This window comes from Bacillus sp. 5RYD7K, from assembly GCF_059831465.1.
The window spans coordinates 272,080-290,212 of sequence record NZ_CP191200.1 but is presented as its reverse complement, the minus strand read 5'-3'; the positions used below and the strand labels follow the sequence as shown (position 1 = coordinate 290,212).

Sequence of the window (18,133 nt, the reverse complement as noted above, 5' to 3'; positions counted from 1 at the left end):
AATAAAAAATCCTGATTACAAAAAGTGTGCGGGACAATTTTTTGTAATCAGGATTTTACGGTTCCTGGTAGACACCCTCAAACCATATCATTGAGGTTATACAATGTATACAATATTCGTTTGTGTCCGTTTCTGCAAAGAATTCTACCATAATAGTGAGAGAGATTCCATAGAAAATTCGAGGAAATCCTTTCAATTTCAATAGCGGCGGCTGTAACGTCATTAATGAAGCAGAAAAAAATTTTATGATAACCGTAAGGAGTCTATACAGATCAAACATTACACAGCCTGAGGAAACCGATGAATAAGTACGAAAAAATCGCCAACAAAATGAGAACGAGGATTAAAAGCAGTGTTTATGACATAGATCAGCCGCTCCCTGATGAAAAGACGCTCGCACTGGAGTTCGGGTGCAGCCGGATGACCCGATATTAGAAGTCGGAACATGCAGGTTTTTTGGACAACGGCACTTCATTTTCCCGCTGCCGCCATGACAAGTTTGTCGTGACCTCAGTCCATATAAAACGTTCATAAAAGCGACGAAGGGTGAGAGAAAAACTCACTCTTTTTTTGTTGCAGCTGTTTACACCTTCGTTTACTTTATGTTATGTTATCCAATGATAGAATCATCCTACAAATTACAGAGGTGTTCTGATGGAAATATCCAAAACAAGCAGACTGTCGCTCGTAGAACAAGTGGTGGCGCAAATTGAATCGTTAATACAATCGGATAAATGGCCGGTCGGGACGCGCATTCCTCCTGAGCTGGATTTAATGAAGCAATTTGATGTGAGCCGAAACACATTGCGTGAGGCCATTCGGGCGCTCGTACATGCCGGGCTTCTTCAGACTAGGCAGGGGAGCGGTACGTATGTCAGCTCATCCAGTGTCCTCGGCGCTGCATTTTACCGCCATATAAAAAAATCAAATTTGCTTGAAACATTAGAAGTCAGATACGCACTTGAGAGAGAAGCCGCACGATTGGCGGCCCAAAGGCGTAATGACGAAGACCTTAAAGCGCTGAAGGCATGCCTGGATGAATGTGAAGCGGCCTTGCAAAATGAAGATCGAAAACGGTATGCCGAAGCTGACATTAATCTGCACAAAACAATTGTACAGGCGGCCCATAACAACATGCTTTCTGATCTATACGAGCATATGACGGAGGCGCTTTGTGCGTCAGTCCATAATCTCTTGGAAATTACGCCTGCTATCCGGATACACAACCAGCTTGCCGCTGCGATTGCCGGACAGAAACCGGATGAGGCCATGGAGGCCGTCAACCAATACATCACAGTATTTAAAGATACAATACACATGGAGGATGGACATGAAAATTGAAGACGAACATCAAATTCTGCAAGCAAGTCAGCGAAAAAAACTGATATTGCTGGTTATCGGAGTCATATTGATAGGGGCCAACCTCAGAGCGCCTCTGACATCGGTCGGGCCGCTCGTTTCCTCAATTCGGGACAGCCTCGGCATGACCAATGCGGCTGCCGGCACCATTACGACAGTGCCTCTTTTGGCATTTGCATGTCTGTCGCCGTTTGTTCCTTTATTGTCCCGGCGCTTCGGGACCGAGATTGTCTTACTGTCATCATTAATTGTCCTGACAGCCGGAACGCTGCTGCGCTCCATCGCCGGAATCGGCACTCTCTTTTTCGGAACGATCCTGTTGGGATTGTCGATCGCCGTATGCAACGTCCTGCTGCCGGGTCTCATCAAACATAAGTTTCCCGGAAATTTAGGCGTCATGACCGGCGTCTACTCGGTTTCTATGAATCTGTGCGGCGCGATTGCATCCGGCATCAGCGTGCCGATCGCCTCTTCAGCGGGGTTAGGCTGGAAAGGCGCGCTCGGCTGCTGGGCGATCCTTTCTTTCATTGCGTTCGTCATGTGGATTCCGCAAATGCGAGGACGCGAACTGCCCGTCCGCACGACTGGGACAAACGGAGAGAAGAAAAGCAGTCTGCTGCGGTCTCCGCTGGCTTGGAAGGTGACGTTGTTCATGGGGCTGCAATCCCTTATTTTTTACACCATCATCGCTTGGCTGCCGGAAATTCTTCAGCAGAATGGACTCAGCTCAAGTAAGGCGGGATGGATGCTTTCATTAATGCAATTCTCAGTCCTGCCGATTACTTTTATCGTGCCGATCGCTGCCGCTAAAATGAAAAACCAGCGCGGACTCGCCGGACTGACGGCTTTATTTTTCCTTATCGGCATTGCCGGCGTTCTTTTCGGAAGCCCGGCTCTTACTCCGGTATGGGTCATTTTGATCGGAATTGCGGGAGGCTGTGCGTTCAGTCTGGCGATGATGTTCTTCAGCCTGCGGACCCGGCATGTTCATGAAGCCGCGGCGCTTTCCGGCATGGCCCAGTCATTCGGATACCTGCTTGCCGCGTTCGGGCCGCTCGTATTCGGCCTGCTGCATGATATCACGCACGGCTGGACGGTTCCGTTATTCATGCTGATCGCGGTCTCCGTTCTGATTTTCATTTTCGGTGTCGGAGCCGGAAAAGCAGAACAGATCAAAACAGCATAAAAAAACAAAGGGCCCGCTTAGGGTCCTTTGTTTTTTATTTAAAAAGCTGTCTCAGGCCGTCACGTTGTCAGTTTTAAGCCGATGACACCGATGAGGATAAGCCCCAGAGACACCAATTGTGACAGATTGAATTTTTCTTTAAACCAAAGTATGCCCACGGCCGAAACGCCGATGCTTCCCATGCCGGTCCAAGCCGCATACGCGACACCTGTGGGAAGAACCTGCATCGCTCCGGAAAGGCAAAAGAATGAAAGCATAAAGCCTGTTACCATGACAATCAGCGGCCACTTTTTTTTAAAACCGTCAATATGTTTCATGGCAGCGGCCGCTACAACTTCCTCCGCTCCGGCAATAAATAACAGCAGCCATGCCATTAATGTTCACCCCTTGTTTCAGTTTCTTTCGTAAATACCTTCATTCCTAAAATGCCGGACAACAGCAAAGTTAAAAAGAAGATTTGCCCGATTGAAAAAGGTTCTCCTAAAATGACGCCCGTTACATATGTGCCGACGGTGCCTATTCCGACAAAAACGGTGTATGCGGCAGCCATCGGTATTTTTTTATAAGAACGGATCAACATCAGGAAGCTGACAGCAATCAGAAGGAAAATACCAATCCAATCAAAGAGCGAATCCGCATGCTTCAGGGCGGACGCCCAAACTACTTCTAACAGTCCGGCTATCAGTACAAGCAGCCAATACATTTACAGTCACCTCAGTTATGAATGAATGTCAGTCATTTTTGTGGCGGTCAAAAATGATCGGTCTTCCGCCAATCATTTCTGCAAGCTTCTTTTGAGAAAGCTGAATATTTCTTTTTTATATACTTCGAGATCGACATCCTGTTCACAGCCGATATAAAACCGTTCAGCTGCGTTCTCGACAACATTGATAATCGTTCTGGCCGTCCATCTGACATGAATGCCGCTGTTGACTTCACCCTGCTCAATGGCCGTATTGATGACGCCTTCCAGCCAGGAATAATAAGGCTGATAAATGGCTTCCCATTTCTCCATTGAGTGATCGATGGCAAGACCGGAATAACAGAGAACGATAATATCTTTATGAAGCCGGGTGATGTGAAATGTTTCATCTACCAAAATGTCCAGCAACGTCCAAAAATCTTCAGAACCGTCCGTTTTCCCTTTTATTCTGTCCAGCGTAGTGTCGAGCAGGTTTTCTGCAATCGCGGATATCAGCGCGTTTTTAGAAGAAAAATATAAGTAAAACGTCCCTTGGGCCGTTCCGGCTTTTTTGACGATTTCTGAAATGGATGCTTTGTCTAATCCTTTTTCAGAAATGACTTCAATCGCGGCTTGCAGGATCTTTTCGTATTTTCCCGAGCTTTGTTTTGCCAATAGAGGGGTTCCTCCTTTTATGAATGACTGTCATTCATTTTATCGCACATTCGCTTTTTTGTCATCCCTTAAAATAAAAATACCGGAAAGAAGACCATACTTCTTTCCGGCGTTCGTCATTTATCACTGTCGATCATAGCCTTCGGCAGACCCGTATATTTTGCCCAGTAATAAATACCGAGCGAACCGATGGCGATCAGAATCAGGTCAAGCGGATTGCTGATAATGCCCAATCCGTGGCCGAACGAGCCGAGATAGGAGAAAATCAGCATCATGACATAAAAGCCGACGATCCACCATGCTGATTTCAGCTGCTGGCGTATGCTGACATCATCTTTAGGAGCATATTTACTGAAACAGAGGTAGATCAGAAACATGACAATTTGAGAACCGAGAAGCCAAGATACGGTGCGCCATCCGGACCAATATACAATATAAGAAGTGAAAATAAACGACAGCGGCCCGATGATGCTCATCCCTTTTAAATAAAACGGTCTGTTAATCTCCTTGGCGTTCACCCTCAGCGCCGCTGAAGAAATCGGCGCAATCGCATAAGACAGAATCAATGCGACGGAGCACACGTTGACGAGAGCGTTCCAAGAAGGGAACGGCAGCGTCCAAAAAACAGACAGACCGAACGAAAGCCAAAGGGAGGCACGCGGTGTCCCGGTTTCTTTATTGACTTTAGAAAAGATGCTGAATAATGTTCCGTTTCTGGCCCAGGCGTAGACGAGACGTGAAGTCGTATTCATAAAGATATTACCGTTACCGCCCGGTGATAAAATCGCATCTAAAATAACCAATGTCGCCAGCCACCCTAATCCGAGCAAAACGGCGATATCTTTAAACGGAAGAGAGAATTCCTTCCCGATAGCCGGCCATCCGTGTTTCAGGGTATCTGCCGGAATCGCCCCGATAAAAGTGAGCTGCAGCACGGTGTAAATAATAGTAGAAACGATAATACAGACAATCAATGCGATCGGAATGTTCCGCTTCGGATTCTGCACTTCACTTGCGACAGCCACAATCGGGTGCAGCCCAAGATAGGCGAACATGACACCGCCGGTAGAAATCGCGGCTTGAATTCCGGTGAAACCAAAAGGCGCGAATCCGTGAACGGTCATATTGCCCGGGTGAAAATGAAAAATCAGTACTATAATAACCGTAATCGGAACGACATATTTAAAAATCGAAATAATGAAGTTTGCTTTTGCAAAGGTTTTGACACTCCAATAGTTGAGGAGAAAGAACAGGCAGAGCAGCGCAAATTGCAATATCCATCCGGCAATTGTCGGCGAGTCAGAACCTTTCACGGTCAGCCCGGGAAACCAGTACGCCACGTATTGGCGGACTGCCGTGACTTCTATAGAAATAAGGCTCGTGTAGGCCACAATGGTGACAAAGGAAATTAAATATCCGACCAGGTGTCCGTGTGAATATACGGGATACCGGATAATTCCCCCGGTCCGCGGCAGCGCGGCGCCCAGTTCCGCATAAACCAAGCCGATCAATAAGATGATTCCCCCGCCGACCAGCCAGGAAAAAATGCCTGATGGGCCCGCTTTAGAGGCGACGTTACTGACGGCAAACAGCCATGCTGAACCGAATATGGCTCCCATGCCGATTAAAATAAGATCAAAAAGTGACATAGATTTCTGGAAGTTTCCTTGCTTAGACATTCGCTGCCTCCTTATAAGACATGTTCTATTTACATAATTCCCATTATCATTCGAACATACCCAGCCGGCCGGCTGGAAAATTAGGACAGCTTTCGGTGCTGAAGTATGTACAGCAGTATGCTCAAATCATAATGGAGTGACTTGATACGGCCGCATGTCAAGATCTCCCCGCTTATATTCCCCGTTTTGCTCACGTTCAAACCTTACATCTATAAAAATAAAAAAACGCCCGAAGCAGGCGTTTTTTTATTACAAGTTCATATCTTTCAGTCCGGGGCTGTGCTCATTCGGAAGCTCAGGAAGTTCCGGCACAGGGAACCCTTTAGGCGGCTCAGACACACTTAATTCGCCGCCGTTTCGGCTCGGCGTCTGTCCTTGCAGAATTTCTCCGATCCGTGTCGGATCCAGTCTGAAATTAAATTGGGTATTATGATATCCCATCTCAACGAATTTCCGGCATTCCGGATATTTTTCAATGTCATAATTCGGCACGGGGAATAATTTGCCCCATTCAACACCCAGTGTTTCCAGCGCTTTTGTAAATGCATTTTGATGAGCGTTGTCACGGACGATCAGGAAACCGAGTGTTTCTCTGAACGTCTGGTTAGAACTCATCTCATAAATGCGCGTTTTTTGCAGCACGCCGGTTGATTCCAGCACGACATTGTCCAATAAGTCGGCAATCAGATTACCGTGATTGTAGACCCAAGAGCCGTTCCATGGATTGCCGCTTGCATCTGCAGGCAGAGAACTTTGCGCCCCGATAATATAATGGTGCGGATTGGCATGCTTCACCGCTTCGTCAATCGGCGCCTGATCTGAAGCCTGATTTCCGGGGCCCTCAGCCCCGCTTTCATCGAGCAGCGCATTAATCGTATGCTGGACGAGCTCAACGTGTGCAATTTCTTCTAAAAATACGCCGCGAAGCAGGTCGCGGAACTGCTTTTCTTTTCCCCTGAAATTAGAGCTTTGGAAAAAGTATTGCATCATCGTCCGCATTTCTCCGTAGTGCCCGCCTAAAATTTCCTGAAGCACCTTGGCGGCGGCTGGATCCGGCTTGTCCGGCTTAATGATATTGATCAGTTCTTCTTTGTAATAATACATGAACAGCGCCCCCTGAAATCAGTTTTCGGTTCTTCTGTTAGTGTCTTAGCAAAGTCGGTTTTTATGTATTGGCAGCAAAAAAAGGACGGAAAGTGTATCCCGTCCTTTTGCGTTAAGCCTCGACCGCCCCGCGGAGCTTCGTGTTGACAAGCCCGTTCCATCCTTGATCCATCGTACTGTGAATCTCCGAGCTTTTCCGATTGACTTTATTGATGACAGCATCCGGCTCTTTCCATCCGCCGTGAATGAGAGTGAATTCCGTATCTCCGCTTTCCGTTTCTTTCAAGACAAAAGAAACGATCCAGCCCTCCGTATCCCATGAAAAAGAAAGACGGTACGGCGCTTCGATATCCAGCACCTTGCACGGAGACGGACCGAATGGAGATTCCAGCTGAAACTCACTGTCTTCTTGAGGAGTGAAATCATTCGGCATAAACCAGAGAGACAGTCCGTCCGCAGTGGAGACCGTATCCCAGACCATTTGCAGCGGCGCCTTGAAAACGGCGGTATGAATAATGTCCGGTAATGTTTGATTACTGCTGTTGTTATTTTTGTTATCATTGTTTTGTTTATCAGACATGCTGCTAACCACTCTTTCGCTGTTTTTTCTTTTGATCATACTACACGGGGCAGGACATTTGAAAATAAATCAAACTTATTTTATGCTTTTTCAAAGCCATTCAATACATTTTAAGGAGACATAGTGATGACAGATCAATTTAAAGCGTTAGTAGTCGATCAACGTGAAGACCGGTTTTCAGTCAGCGTACAGGAGCTCGCAGTTCAGGACCTTCCCGAGGGTGAAGTACTGATTAAGGTTTGCTATTCAGGCGTGAATTACAAAGACAGCTTGGCTGCCATTCCTGACGGCAAGATCGTAACCTCGTATCCTTTCGTGCCGGGAATTGATTTAGCGGGAATCGTCGTTTCCTCAGATGACGCCCGTTTTAAAGAAGGGGACAAAGTCATTGCGACAAGCTACGGCATAGGCGTCTCCCACTTTGGCGGCTATAGCGGGATGGCCCGCATTCCGGCAGATTGGATCGTGCCGCTGCCTGAAGGTCTGACTCTTAAAGAAGCCATGACGATCGGAACCGCCGGCTTTACGGCCGCATTGTCCGTTCAGCGGCTTGAGGAAAACCATGCCGCCCCTGAAAAAGGGAAAGTGCTGGTGACGGGAGCAACAGGAGGCGTCGGAAGCTTTGCGGTTTCCATTCTTTCTTCATTAGGCTATGACGTAGAGGCCAGTACCGGAAAAGAAGAAGAAAGCGGCTATCTGAAGAGTCTCGGTGCGAAATCGGTTATTCACCGTGACGAAGTTTACAACGGCACGTTAAAACCGATGCAAAAACAAAAATGGGCTGCGGCCGTCGATCCGATCGGAGGTGAGCCGCTTGCTTCAGTTCTCAGCCAGATTCAGTACGGCGGAACAGTTGCAGTGAGCGGACTGACAGCGGGAACGAAACTCCCGGCTACGGTCTTCCCGTTTATATTGCGCGGCGTCAGCCTCCTGGGAATTGATTCCGTATTCTGTCCCATGGAGACAAGAAAGAAAACATGGCAGCGTCTGGCTGAAGATTTCAAGCCAGCGGATCTCGAGGCCTTTATTCAAAAGGAAATTACACTTGAGGAACTGCCGGATACACTTCCTGCTCTCTTAAAAGGAAAAGCGAGAGGGAGAACGATCGTTAAACTGAACGAAGAATAAACAAAAACCCCCGATCAGCAGTTGGGGGTTTTTTCATTATATAATCATTTGTTGATTAAAACTGAGATGATTATTGAGTATATTATGAACGTGGGCTTATTTTAAACAAATATTGATTATATGTAGATCATATTAAGAAAAACTTTGAAATTATCTGAAATATTTATTGACTGAAAGCGCTTTTAAAATTAAGATAATAACATAAGTGCTAATAATATCATTACAACTTAACTAAAAAATAACTATAAAGTAACAATTCGACGAAAGGAGAGAGCGAATATAAATGATAAATGATGACGCTTTCGAGTGATTTTTTATATAGAAGCTGTTTTGAATTGTCGAAACGTGGGTAAGACATTATAGGCGTAAATATAGATAACTGAATATTCGGTTTATATCTCTGTATAAAAACTGGGAGGATTTGAAGATGAATAAAAATAGCAGCCAGTATTCATTTTTGAGAACCATCATTTTAGTATCGACGTTCGGGGGGCTTCTTTTCGGTTACGATACAGGTGTAATTAATGGAGCGCTGCCGTTTATGGCGGAAGCTGACCAGCTTAATCTTACGGCGCTGACTGAAGGCATGGTGGCAAGCTCTCTTCTCTTGGGGGCTGCGATCGGCGCAGTTTTCGGAGGGCGGCTGTCGGACTATAACGGCAGACGTAAAAATATCCTTTTCCTTGCCGTTTTGTTCTTTGCGGCGACGCTGGGATGTACACTGGCGCCTAACGTATCGGTTATGATTATCTCTCGTTTTCTGCTGGGGCTTGCTGTCGGGGGAGCTTCCGTAACAGTTCCGGCATACTTGGCTGAAATGTCGCCGGCGGAAAGCCGGGGGAGAATGGTTACCCAAAATGAACTGATGATTGTAACGGGCCAGCTGCTTGCCTTCACGTGTAATGCCATCATCGGCAATGTGCTCGGTGATACGTCTCACGCTTGGCGTTACATGCTCGTTATCGCGGCTCTTCCGGCGGTATTCTTGTTTTTCGGTATGCTGAAAGTTCCTGAAAGTCCGCGCTGGTTGGTTTCTAAAGGAAGAAAAGAAGATGCTTTGCGTGTTCTCCGGAGAATACGGAATGACGAGAAAGCAAAGTCAGAACTCGCCGAGATTGAATCTGCTTTTCATGAGGAAGCGGAGATGGAGCAGGCGACATTTAAGGACCTTGCCGTTCCGTGGGTGCGCCGCATTGTGTTTATCGGAATCGGAATTGCTGTAGTGCAGCAGCTCACCGGCGTAAATTCAATTATGTACTATGGAACTCAAATACTAAAAGATGCCGGCTTCGAAACAAAAGCTGCATTGATCGGCAATATCGCTAACGGTGTGATTTCCGTGCTTGCGACTTTTGTGGGCATATGGCTTCTCGGCAGAGTCGGCCGGCGCCCGATGCTGATGACGGGGCTGATCGGAACGACTGCCGTGCTGCTGCTGATCGGGATTTTATCTGTCGTGCTGAAAGGATCCCCTTCCCTTCCTTATGTAGTTCTTACGTTAACCGTCACTTTCCTTGCGTTTCAGCAGGGAGCGGTTTCTCCTGTGACCTGGCTGATGCTGTCGGAGATATTCCCGCTTCGATTGCGGGGGCTTGGTATGGGAGTCACTGTCTTCTGTCTTTGGATCGCGAACTTCCTTGTCGGTTTAACTTTCCCGGTTCTGCTCGCAAACATCGGACTGTCTGCAACCTTCTTTATTTTTGTTCTGTTAGGAATAGCGTCCGTCATATTCGTGAAAAGGTTCTTGCCGGAAACAAAAGGTCTGTCGCTTGAACAGCTTGAACAAAACTTCCGTACTTATGAAAAACCAGAGCGAAAAAGTGCAGAGGTCAAGGTGAGCGGGTAATCAAGAGAGATGCAGGGTTCTTAGGAATCCTGTTTTTTATTTTCTATATATATAGAAGGAAGTAATAAGCGAGAAAAAACTTTTGTAAAAGTGTTGACGCGATTTAAGGGACATGGTATATTAGTAAACGTCGCTGATGAACAAAGCGATCACGCTAAAAGAGAAAATGAGCTTTTGAAAAAAGACTTTACAAATTCTCAGAAACGTGTATAATAAATGAGGTTGAGAAAACAACTTCAAAAAGAAATAAAAAACACTTGACATCATCACTGATTGATAGTATGATAGTTAAGTCGCCTGATAAGCGCCCGTAGCTCAATTGGATAGAGCGTTTGACTACGGATCAAAAGGTTAGGGGTTCGACTCCTCTCGGGCGCGCCAATTTAAAATGCGGGTGTAGTTTAGTGGTAAAACCTCAGCCTTCCAAGCTGATGTCGTGAGTTCGATTCTCATCACCCGCTCCATTATAATGATCTTTGAAAACTAAACAAGACAAAACGTACCTGTTAATTCAAAGTTTTAAATAAATCGCACAGCGATGTGCGTAGTCAGTCAAACTACTTTATCGGAGAGTTTGATCCTGGCTCAGGACGAACGCTGGCGGCGTGCCTAATACATGCAAGTCGAGCGGACAGATGGGAGCTTGCTCCCTGATGTTAGCGGCGGACGGGTGAGTAACACGTGGGTAACCTGCCTGTAAGACTGGGATAACTCCGGGAAACCGGGGCTAATACCGGATGGTTGTTTGAACCGCATGGTTCAGACATAAAAGGTGGCTTCGGCTACCACTTACAGATGGACCCGCGGCGCATTAGCTAGTTGGTGAGGTAACGGCTCACCAAGGCGACGATGCGTAGCCGACCTGAGAGGGTGATCGGCCACACTGGGACTGAGACACGGCCCAGACTCCTACGGGAGGCAGCAGTAGGGAATCTTCCGCAATGGACGAAAGTCTGACGGAGCAACGCCGCGTGAGTGATGAAGGTTTTCGGATCGTAAAGCTCTGTTGTTAGGGAAGAACAAGTGCCGTTCAAATAGGGCGGCACCTTGACGGTACCTAACCAGAAAGCCACGGCTAACTACGTGCCAGCAGCCGCGGTAATACGTAGGTGGCAAGCGTTGTCCGGAATTATTGGGCGTAAAGGGCTCGCAGGCGGTTTCTTAAGTCTGATGTGAAAGCCCCCGGCTCAACCGGGGAGGGTCATTGGAAACTGGGGAACTTGAGTGCAGAAGAGGAGAGTGGAATTCCACGTGTAGCGGTGAAATGCGTAGAGATGTGGAGGAACACCAGTGGCGAAGGCGACTCTCTGGTCTGTAACTGACGCTGAGGAGCGAAAGCGTGGGGAGCGAACAGGATTAGATACCCTGGTAGTCCACGCCGTAAACGATGAGTGCTAAGTGTTAGGGGGTTTCCGCCCCTTAGTGCTGCAGCTAACGCATTAAGCACTCCGCCTGGGGAGTACGGTCGCAAGACTGAAACTCAAAGGAATTGACGGGGGCCCGCACAAGCGGTGGAGCATGTGGTTTAATTCGAAGCAACGCGAAGAACCTTACCAGGTCTTGACATCCTCTGACAATCCTAGAGATAGGACGTCCCCTTCGGGGGCAGAGTGACAGGTGGTGCATGGTTGTCGTCAGCTCGTGTCGTGAGATGTTGGGTTAAGTCCCGCAACGAGCGCAACCCTTGATCTTAGTTGCCAGCATTCAGTTGGGCACTCTAAGGTGACTGCCGGTGACAAACCGGAGGAAGGTGGGGATGACGTCAAATCATCATGCCCCTTATGACCTGGGCTACACACGTGCTACAATGGACAGAACAAAGGGCAGCGAAACCGCGAGGTTAAGCCAATCCCACAAATCTGTTCTCAGTTCGGATCGCAGTCTGCAACTCGACTGCGTGAAGCTGGAATCGCTAGTAATCGCGGATCAGCATGCCGCGGTGAATACGTTCCCGGGCCTTGTACACACCGCCCGTCACACCACGAGAGTTTGTAACACCCGAAGTCGGTGAGGTAACCTTTATGGAGCCAGCCGCCGAAGGTGGGACAGATGATTGGGGTGAAGTCGTAACAAGGTAGCCGTATCGGAAGGTGCGGCTGGATCACCTCCTTTCTAAGGATTTTAACGGAATATAAGACCTTGGGTCTTATAAACAGAACGTTCCCTGTCTTGTTTAGTTTTGAAGGATCATTCGATTCTTCGAGATAATGTTCTTTGAAAACTAGATAACAGAAGTAATTCACATTCAATTGTAATGCAAGAAATCACGTAGTGATTCTTTTTAACGGTTAAGTTAGAAAGGGCGCACGGTGGATGCCTTGGCACTAGGAGCCGATGAAGGACGGGACGAACACCGATATGCTTCGGGGAGCTGTAAGCAAGCTTTGATCCGGAGATTTCCGAATGGGGAAACCCACCACTCGTAATGGAGTGGTATCCATATCTGAATACATAGGATATGAGAAGGCAGACCCGGGGAACTGAAACATCTAAGTACCCGGAGGAAGAGAAAGCAAATGCGATTCCCTGAGTAGCGGCGAGCGAAACGGGATCAGCCCAAACCAAGAGGCTTGCCTCTTGGGGTTGTAGGACACTCTGTACGGAGTTACAAAGGAACGAGGTAGATGAAGAGGTCTGGAAAGGCCCGCCATAGGAGGTAACAGCCCTGTAGTCAAAACTTCGTTCTCTCCTGAGTGGATCCTGAGTACGGCGGAACACGTGAAATTCCGTCGGAATCCGGGAGGACCATCTCCCAAGGCTAAATACTCCCTAGTGACCGATAGTGAACCAGTACCGTGAGGGAAAGGTGAAAAGCACCCCGGAAGGGGAGTGAAATAGATCCTGAAACCGTGTGCCTACAAGTAGTCAGAGCCCGTTAACGGGTGATGGCGTGCCTTTTGTAGAATGAACCGGCGAGTTACGATCCCGTGCAAGGTTAAGCAGAAGATGCGGAGCCGCAGCGAAAGCGAGTCTGAATAGGGCGCATGAGTACGTGGTCGTAGACCCGAAACCAGGTGATCTACCCATGTCCAGGGTGAAGTTCAGGTAACACTGAATGGAGGCCCGAACCCACGCACGTTGAAAAGTGCGGGGATGAGGTGTGGGTAGGGGTGAAATGCCAATCGAACCTGGAGATAGCTGGTTCTCTCCGAAATAGCTTTAGGGCTAGCCTCAAGGTAAGAGTCTCGGAGGTAGAGCACTGATTGGACTAGGGGCCCCTACCGGGTTACCGAATTCAGTCAAACTCCGAATGCCGATGACTTATCCTTGGGAGTCAGACTGCGAGTGATAAGATCCGTAGTCGAAAGGGAAACAGCCCAGACCGCCAGCTAAGGTCCCAAAGTATACGTTAAGTGGAAAAGGATGTGGAGTTGCTTAGACAACCAGGATGTTGGCTTAGAAGCAGCCACCATTTAAAGAGTGCGTAATAGCTCACTGGTCGAGTGACTCTGCGCTGAAAATGTACCGGGGCTAAACGTATCACCGAAGCTGCGGACTGTTCTTCGAACAGTGGTAGGAGAGCGTTCTAAGGGCTGTGAAGCAAGACCGGAAGGACTTGTGGAGCGCTTAGAAGTGAGAATGCCGGTATGAGTAGCGAAAGACGGGTGAGAATCCCGTCCACCGAATGCCTAAGGTTTCCTGAGGAAGGCTCGTCCGCTCAGGGTTAGTCGGGACCTAAGCCGAGGCCGAAAGGCGTAGGCGATGGATAACAGGTTGATATTCCTGTACCACCTCCTCACCATTTGAGCAATGGGGGGACGCAGGAGGATAGGGTAAGCGCGGTATTGGATATCCGCGTCCAAGCAGTTAGGCTGGGAAATAGGCAAATCCGTTTCCCGTAAAGGCTGAGCTGTGATGGCGAGCGAATTATAGTAGCGAAGTTCCTGATTCCACACTGCCAAGAAAAGCCTCTAGCGAGGTGAGAGGTGCCCGTACCGCAAACCGACACAGGTAGGCGAGGAGAGAATCCTAAGGTGATCGAGAGAACTCTCGTTAAGGAACTCGGCAAAATGACCCCGTAACTTCGGGAGAAGGGGTGCTCTGTTAGGGTGCAAGCCCGAGAGAGCCGCAGTGAATAGGCCCAGGCGACTGTTTAGCAAAAACACAGGTCTCTGCGAAGCCGTAAGGCGAAGTATAGGGGCTGACGCCTGCCCGGTGCTGGAAGGTTAAGAGGAGCGCTTAGCGTAAGCGAAGGTGCGAATTGAAGCCCCAGTAAACGGCGGCCGTAACTATAACGGTCCTAAGGTAGCGAAATTCCTTGTCGGGTAAGTTCCGACCCGCACGAAAGGCGCAACGATCTGGGCACTGTCTCAACGAGAGACTCGGTGAAATTATAGTACCTGTGAAGATGCAGGTTACCCGCGACAGGACGGAAAGACCCCGTGGAGCTTTACTGCAGCCTGATATTGAATGTTGGTACAGCTTGTACAGGATAGGTAGGAGCCTTGGAAACCGGAGCGCCAGCTTCGGTGGAGGCATCGGTGGGATACTACCCTGGCTGTATTGACCTTCTAACCCGCCGCCCTTATCGGGCGGGGAGACAGTGTCAGGTGGGCAGTTTGACTGGGGCGGTCGCCTCCTAAAAGGTAACGGAGGCGCCCAAAGGTTCCCTCAGAATGGTTGGAAATCATTCGCAGAGTGTAAAGGCACAAGGGAGCTTGACTGCGAGACCTACAAGTCGAGCAGGGACGAAAGTCGGGCTTAGTGATCCGGTGGTTCCGCATGGAAGGGCCATCGCTCAACGGATAAAAGCTACCCCGGGGATAACAGGCTTATCTCCCCCAAGAGTCCACATCGACGGGGAGGTTTGGCACCTCGATGTCGGCTCATCGCATCCTGGGGCTGTAGTCGGTCCCAAGGGTTGGGCTGTTCGCCCATTAAAGCGGTACGCGAGCTGGGTTCAGAACGTCGTGAGACAGTTCGGTCCCTATCCGTCGCGGGCGCAGGAAATTTGAGAGGAGCTGTCCTTAGTACGAGAGGACCGGGATGGACGCACCGCTGGTGTACCAGTTGTTCTGCCAAGGGCATCGCTGGGTAGCTATGTGCGGACGGGATAAGTGCTGAAAGCATCTAAGCATGAAGCCCCCCTCAAGATGAGATTTCCCATTCCGCAAGGAAGTAAGATCCCTGAGAGATGATCAGGTTGATAGGTCTGAGGTGGAAGTGTGGCGACACATGGAGCTGACAGATACTAATCGATCGAGGACTTAACCATTTTTGAATGTATGCTTACTGTTATCTAGTTTTGAGAGAACACTCTCAATGGTTTGGTGGCGATAGCGAAGAGGTCACACCCGTTCCCATGCCGAACACGGAAGTTAAGCTCTTCAGCGCCGATGGTAGTCGGGGGTTTCCCCCTGTGAGAGTAGGACGCCGCCAAGCTTTTCTAAAATTTTATCATCGCGGGGTGGAGCAGTTCGGTAGCTCGTCGGGCTCATAACCCGAAGGTCGCAGGTTCAAATCCTGCCCCCGCAACCAAAAAATAAAAATGGTCCGGTAGTTCAGTTGGTTAGAATGCCTGCCTGTCACGCAGGAGGTCGCGGGTTCGAGTCCCGTCCGGACCGCCATTTTCATTGTAAACGAAACGATCATGTTTTCGTTTTTTTTTTGTGTTTTCTTTTAATACTTTCAGCTTGGTTTCTAACCAAGCTTTCTTTTATATCGTTAAAGTCTTGGATATTGAAACATAATCCGATACACTAGAAAGAGCTGTATTTCACAAGAGCGTCAGAAAGGGAGACGGGAGAAACATGGACGAGTTTGATTTGATTCACAGTATTACTCCGCATTCGCATTATCATCCTTCTGTCGATGTTGGGATCGGTGATGATGGTGCGGTTTATACAGCGTCATCTCATATGCAGCAAATTGTCTGTTTAGACACGATGGTGGAGGATGTCCATTTTAAATCAGAGTACTCCACTCCTCAAGATATCGGTTATAAGGCGCTCGCTGTTAACATTAGTGATGTGGCGGCGATGGGAGGCATTCCGAAGTTTTATCTGGTGTCTCTTGCCGTTCCCTCCTGCTGGCAGAAAGCTGATGTCCAGGCAATGTATGAAGGGATGGCGGAACTGGCGAAACTATACCGGATGGATTTGATCGGGGGAGATACCGTTTCCGCTTCTGGTCAAGCCGTTATTACCGTTACGGTCATCGGAGAAGTCGAAAAGAATCGAGCTTGTCTGCGAAGTTCGGCAAGACCCGGGGATGTTGTGTTTGTTACGGGAGAAATCGGCTCTTCCGCAGCGGGGCTGTCTCTTTTATTAGGAGAAACACCTCCTTCTGCTTTTCATACGGGTGATTATTTTATCGAAAAACATAAACGGCCCGTGCCGAGGGTTCAGGTCGGCCGCTTCTGTTCTCAGCTTCAACGCGCCGCTCTGAATGATATCAGTGACGGATTGGCCAGTGAACTGCATGAAATAGCTGAGTCAAGCTCAGTTACGATAGAAATTGAAGAACAGCTTCTCCCGGTGCATCCGGATTTGCCTGAGGCAGATCCTCAGTGGAAGAGATGGGTGTTATTCGGCGGAGAAGATTATGAATTGGCTGGAACGGTCTCTCAGCAGGAGTGGATCTCTTTGCTTGATTACTGCACGCAGTCAGGCATTCGGATTGCGAAGATTGGAGCGGTGACTGAACGGAAGGAAGCAAGTGTTCTTTTGACAGCCAATGATCAGAGACAAATCGTCCTTGAGAAAAAAGGATACAATCATTTTAAATAAGACGGGTGACTCACTTTGAAGACATTACAATGGAGAACGAAAAACCCTGAAGAAACGAAAGCCGTAGCCAAGCTTGCCGCTTCATTGGCAAAGCCGGGAGACATTCTGACACTGGAAGGCGACTTGGGAGCGGGAAAAACGACTTTCACAAAAGGGTTTGCCGAAGGACTGGGGATCACTAGAGTGGTAAACAGCCCGACCTTTACAATTATAAAAGAATACCATGATGGTTCGCTTCCTCTATATCATATGGATGTGTATCGCATGGAGGATGAAAGCGAAGACTTAGGCCTTGAAGAATATTTTGAAGGACAAGGCGTCTGTTTAATTGAATGGGCTCATTTAATTCAGGATCAGCTGCCCGCTGAACGGCTGCAGATCGTCATCAAGAGAGCCGGTGATGAGGAAAGGGACATTACCTTTACGGCTTGCGGAACACGGTATGAAACGCTTTGTGAGGAGATTAATAAACATGACAATACTGGCAATTGATACGTCAAATTACACGCTGGGTGCCGCGCTCGTTCGTGAGAAAACGGTGATGGCGGAGTATATTACATATTTAAAAAAGAATCATTCCGTGCGGGCGATGCCTGCTGTCAATTCATTGCTGGAGGATTGCGGCCTAACACCGCAGGACCTTACGAAAATAGCGGTGGCGAAAGGACCGGGATCGTACACTGGTGTCAGAATCGGTGTGACGCTGGCGAAGACTTTGGCCTGGTCGCTGAAGCTTCCGATTTCCGCTGTGTCGAGCCTTGAGGTGATGGCGGCGAACGGACGGCATTTTCAAGGTCTGATCTGCCCGTTATTTGATGCCAGACGCGGACAGGTGTATACGGGACTTTATGAATATCAGGACGGCCGATTACAATCCGTTCTTCCTGATCAGAATGTGCTTTTGACGGATTGGCTCGGCATGCTGAAAGAAAAAGCGTCTCCGGTTTTATTTTTAGGGCATGATACAGCCATTCATGAAGAAACCATTCTGCATGAACTGACATCTCAAGCAGTGATGGGAACGGCTGCACAGCATAATCCGCGGCCGTCAGAGCTGGCGTTTTTAGGCTTGGAAAAAGAAGAAGCGGATGTCCACAGCCTTGTTCCGGATTATTTGCGTCTGGCAGAGGCTGAAGCGAAATGGATGGAATCTCAAAAATAGGGTG

Annotated in this window: 13 protein-coding genes, 4 tRNA genes, 3 rRNA genes, 2 pseudogenes and 1 riboswitch; of the genes and pseudogenes, 16 read left to right on the top strand and 6 right to left on the bottom strand. The window is 48.5% G+C overall.

Annotated features, from left to right (window positions below; all coding sequences use genetic code 11):
• Window positions 1-24: 24 nt before the first annotated feature.
• A riboswitch (purine riboswitch) is annotated at window positions 25-124 on the bottom strand.
• 176 nt (window positions 125-300) lie between these two features.
• The 4 genes and pseudogenes from ACQE26_RS01340 to ACQE26_RS01325 form a co-directional block, all read left to right on the top strand.
• Window positions 301-426, top strand: a pseudogene (locus tag ACQE26_RS01340) (GntR family transcriptional regulator); the annotation flags it as partial.
• Window positions 420-534: pseudogene (locus ACQE26_RS01335) on the top strand (GntR family transcriptional regulator); the annotation flags it as partial. The pseudogenes ACQE26_RS01340 and ACQE26_RS01335, both read left to right, overlap by 7 nt.
• 120 nt (window positions 535-654) lie before the next feature.
• Window positions 655-1,341 carry a FadR/GntR family transcriptional regulator gene (locus tag ACQE26_RS01330; protein ID WP_500470443.1) on the top strand — a complete coding sequence of 229 codons (687 nt, stop codon included), beginning with the start codon at window positions 655-657 and terminating at the stop codon, window positions 1,339-1,341.
• On the top strand, window positions 1,331-2,545 hold the full coding sequence (locus ACQE26_RS01325) for a CynX/NimT family MFS transporter (protein ID WP_500470442.1): 1,215 nt from the start codon (window positions 1,331-1,333) through the stop codon (window positions 2,543-2,545). The genes ACQE26_RS01330 and ACQE26_RS01325 overlap by 11 nt, the downstream gene beginning before the upstream one ends.
• A gap of 59 nt (window positions 2,546-2,604) precedes the next feature.
• Here the strand turns inward: ACQE26_RS01325 and ACQE26_RS01320 are convergent, their stop codons facing one another.
• The 6 genes from ACQE26_RS01320 to ACQE26_RS01295 all read right to left on the bottom strand — a co-directional run bounded on the left by ACQE26_RS01320 (window position 2,605) and on the right by ACQE26_RS01295 (window position 7,265).
• Complete coding sequence (locus ACQE26_RS01320) at window positions 2,605-2,919, bottom strand: DMT family transporter (protein ID WP_060963448.1); 315 nt, start codon at window positions 2,917-2,919, stop codon at window positions 2,605-2,607.
• Window positions 2,919-3,248, bottom strand: a complete 330-nt coding sequence (locus ACQE26_RS01315; RefSeq protein ID WP_500470441.1) for a DMT family transporter — start codon at window positions 3,246-3,248, stop codon at window positions 2,919-2,921. The genes ACQE26_RS01320 and ACQE26_RS01315 overlap by 1 nt, the downstream gene beginning before the upstream one ends.
• A gap of 72 nt (window positions 3,249-3,320) precedes the next feature.
• Window positions 3,321-3,902, bottom strand: a complete 582-nt coding sequence (locus tag ACQE26_RS01310; RefSeq protein ID WP_060963446.1) for a TetR/AcrR family transcriptional regulator — start codon at window positions 3,900-3,902, stop codon at window positions 3,321-3,323.
• Between the two features lie 116 nt (window positions 3,903-4,018).
• Window positions 4,019-5,581, bottom strand: a complete 1,563-nt coding sequence (locus tag ACQE26_RS01305) for an APC family permease (protein WP_500470440.1) — start codon at window positions 5,579-5,581, stop codon at window positions 4,019-4,021.
• 249 nt (window positions 5,582-5,830) lie between these two features.
• Complete coding sequence (locus tag ACQE26_RS01300) at window positions 5,831-6,685, bottom strand: manganese catalase family protein (protein WP_060963444.1); 855 nt, start codon at window positions 6,683-6,685, stop codon at window positions 5,831-5,833.
• 112 nt (window positions 6,686-6,797) lie between these two features.
• A complete protein-coding gene (locus ACQE26_RS01295) occupies window positions 6,798-7,265 on the bottom strand; it encodes an SRPBCC family protein (protein ID WP_500470439.1) in 468 nt (155 codons plus the stop codon).
• A 126-nt stretch (window positions 7,266-7,391) separates the two neighbouring features.
• On the opposite strand from ACQE26_RS01295, the gene ACQE26_RS01290 reads away from it, so the two are divergent.
• The 12 genes from ACQE26_RS01290 to tsaB all read left to right on the top strand — a co-directional run bounded on the left by ACQE26_RS01290 (window position 7,392) and on the right by tsaB (window position 18,129).
• On the top strand, window positions 7,392-8,393 hold the full coding sequence (locus ACQE26_RS01290) for an NADPH:quinone oxidoreductase family protein (protein ID WP_500470438.1): 1,002 nt from the start codon (window positions 7,392-7,394) through the stop codon (window positions 8,391-8,393).
• Window positions 8,394-8,820: 427 nt separating this feature from the next.
• Window positions 8,821-10,239, top strand: coding sequence for a sugar porter family MFS transporter (locus tag ACQE26_RS01285; RefSeq protein ID WP_500470437.1), 1,419 nt, complete (start codon window positions 8,821-8,823; stop codon window positions 10,237-10,239).
• Window positions 10,240-10,543: 304 nt separating this feature from the next.
• Window positions 10,544-10,620 (top strand) — tRNA-Arg (locus tag ACQE26_RS01280).
• A gap of 9 nt (window positions 10,621-10,629) precedes the next feature.
• Window positions 10,630-10,703, top strand: a tRNA-Gly gene (locus ACQE26_RS01275).
• A 98-nt stretch (window positions 10,704-10,801) separates the two neighbouring features.
• Window positions 10,802-12,351: ribosomal RNA gene (locus ACQE26_RS01270) — 16S ribosomal RNA — on the top strand.
• A 174-nt stretch (window positions 12,352-12,525) separates the two neighbouring features.
• A 23S ribosomal RNA gene (locus ACQE26_RS01265) occupies window positions 12,526-15,454 on the top strand.
• Window positions 15,455-15,505: 51 nt separating this feature from the next.
• Window positions 15,506-15,621: ribosomal RNA gene (rrf, locus tag ACQE26_RS01260) — 5S ribosomal RNA — on the top strand.
• The 16S, 23S and 5S rRNA genes sit together here with 4 tRNA genes alongside, the layout of an rRNA operon.
• A 19-nt stretch (window positions 15,622-15,640) precedes the next feature.
• Window positions 15,641-15,717, top strand: a tRNA-Met gene (locus tag ACQE26_RS01255).
• 12 nt (window positions 15,718-15,729) lie between these two features.
• Window positions 15,730-15,806 (top strand) — tRNA-Asp (locus ACQE26_RS01250).
• A 183-nt stretch (window positions 15,807-15,989) separates the two neighbouring features.
• Complete coding sequence (thiL, locus tag ACQE26_RS01245; RefSeq protein WP_500470436.1) at window positions 15,990-16,967, top strand: thiamine-phosphate kinase; 978 nt, start codon at window positions 15,990-15,992, stop codon at window positions 16,965-16,967.
• Window positions 16,968-16,982: 15 nt separating this feature from the next.
• Window positions 16,983-17,459, top strand: coding sequence for a tRNA (adenosine(37)-N6)-threonylcarbamoyltransferase complex ATPase subunit type 1 TsaE (tsaE, locus tag ACQE26_RS01240; RefSeq protein ID WP_045926870.1), 477 nt, complete (start codon window positions 16,983-16,985; stop codon window positions 17,457-17,459).
• Complete coding sequence (gene tsaB, locus ACQE26_RS01235) at window positions 17,440-18,129, top strand: tRNA (adenosine(37)-N6)-threonylcarbamoyltransferase complex dimerization subunit type 1 TsaB (protein WP_500470435.1); 690 nt, start codon at window positions 17,440-17,442, stop codon at window positions 18,127-18,129. The genes tsaE and tsaB overlap by 20 nt, the downstream gene beginning before the upstream one ends.
• Window positions 18,130-18,133 lie beyond the last annotated feature (4 nt).

Excerpts from the sequence above, each read along its gene's own strand:
- ACQE26_RS01300 (WP_060963444.1), bottom strand. The coding sequence starts at position 6,685 with ATGTATTATTACAAAGAAGAACTGATCAATATCATTAAGCCGGACAAG.
- tsaB (WP_500470435.1), top strand. The coding sequence starts at position 17,440 with ATGACAATACTGGCAATTGATACGTCAAATTACACGCTGGGTGCCGCG.
- ACQE26_RS01305 (WP_500470440.1), bottom strand. The coding sequence starts at position 5,581 with ATGTCTAAGCAAGGAAACTTCCAGAAATCTATGTCACTTTTTGATCTT.
- ACQE26_RS01320 (WP_060963448.1), bottom strand. The coding sequence starts at position 2,919 with ATGGCATGGCTGCTGTTATTTATTGCCGGAGCGGAGGAAGTTGTAGCG.
- ACQE26_RS01325 (WP_500470442.1), top strand. The coding sequence starts at position 1,331 with ATGAAAATTGAAGACGAACATCAAATTCTGCAAGCAAGTCAGCGAAAA.
- ACQE26_RS01315 (WP_500470441.1), bottom strand. The coding sequence starts at position 3,248 with ATGTATTGGCTGCTTGTACTGATAGCCGGACTGTTAGAAGTAGTTTGG.
- ACQE26_RS01290 (WP_500470438.1), top strand. The coding sequence starts at position 7,392 with ATGACAGATCAATTTAAAGCGTTAGTAGTCGATCAACGTGAAGACCGG.
- ACQE26_RS01330 (WP_500470443.1), top strand. The coding sequence starts at position 655 with ATGGAAATATCCAAAACAAGCAGACTGTCGCTCGTAGAACAAGTGGTG.
- ACQE26_RS01285 (WP_500470437.1), top strand. The coding sequence starts at position 8,821 with ATGAATAAAAATAGCAGCCAGTATTCATTTTTGAGAACCATCATTTTA.
- ACQE26_RS01295 (WP_500470439.1), bottom strand. The coding sequence starts at position 7,265 with ATGTCTGATAAACAAAACAATGATAACAAAAATAACAACAGCAGTAAT.
- thiL (WP_500470436.1), top strand. The coding sequence starts at position 15,990 with ATGGACGAGTTTGATTTGATTCACAGTATTACTCCGCATTCGCATTAT.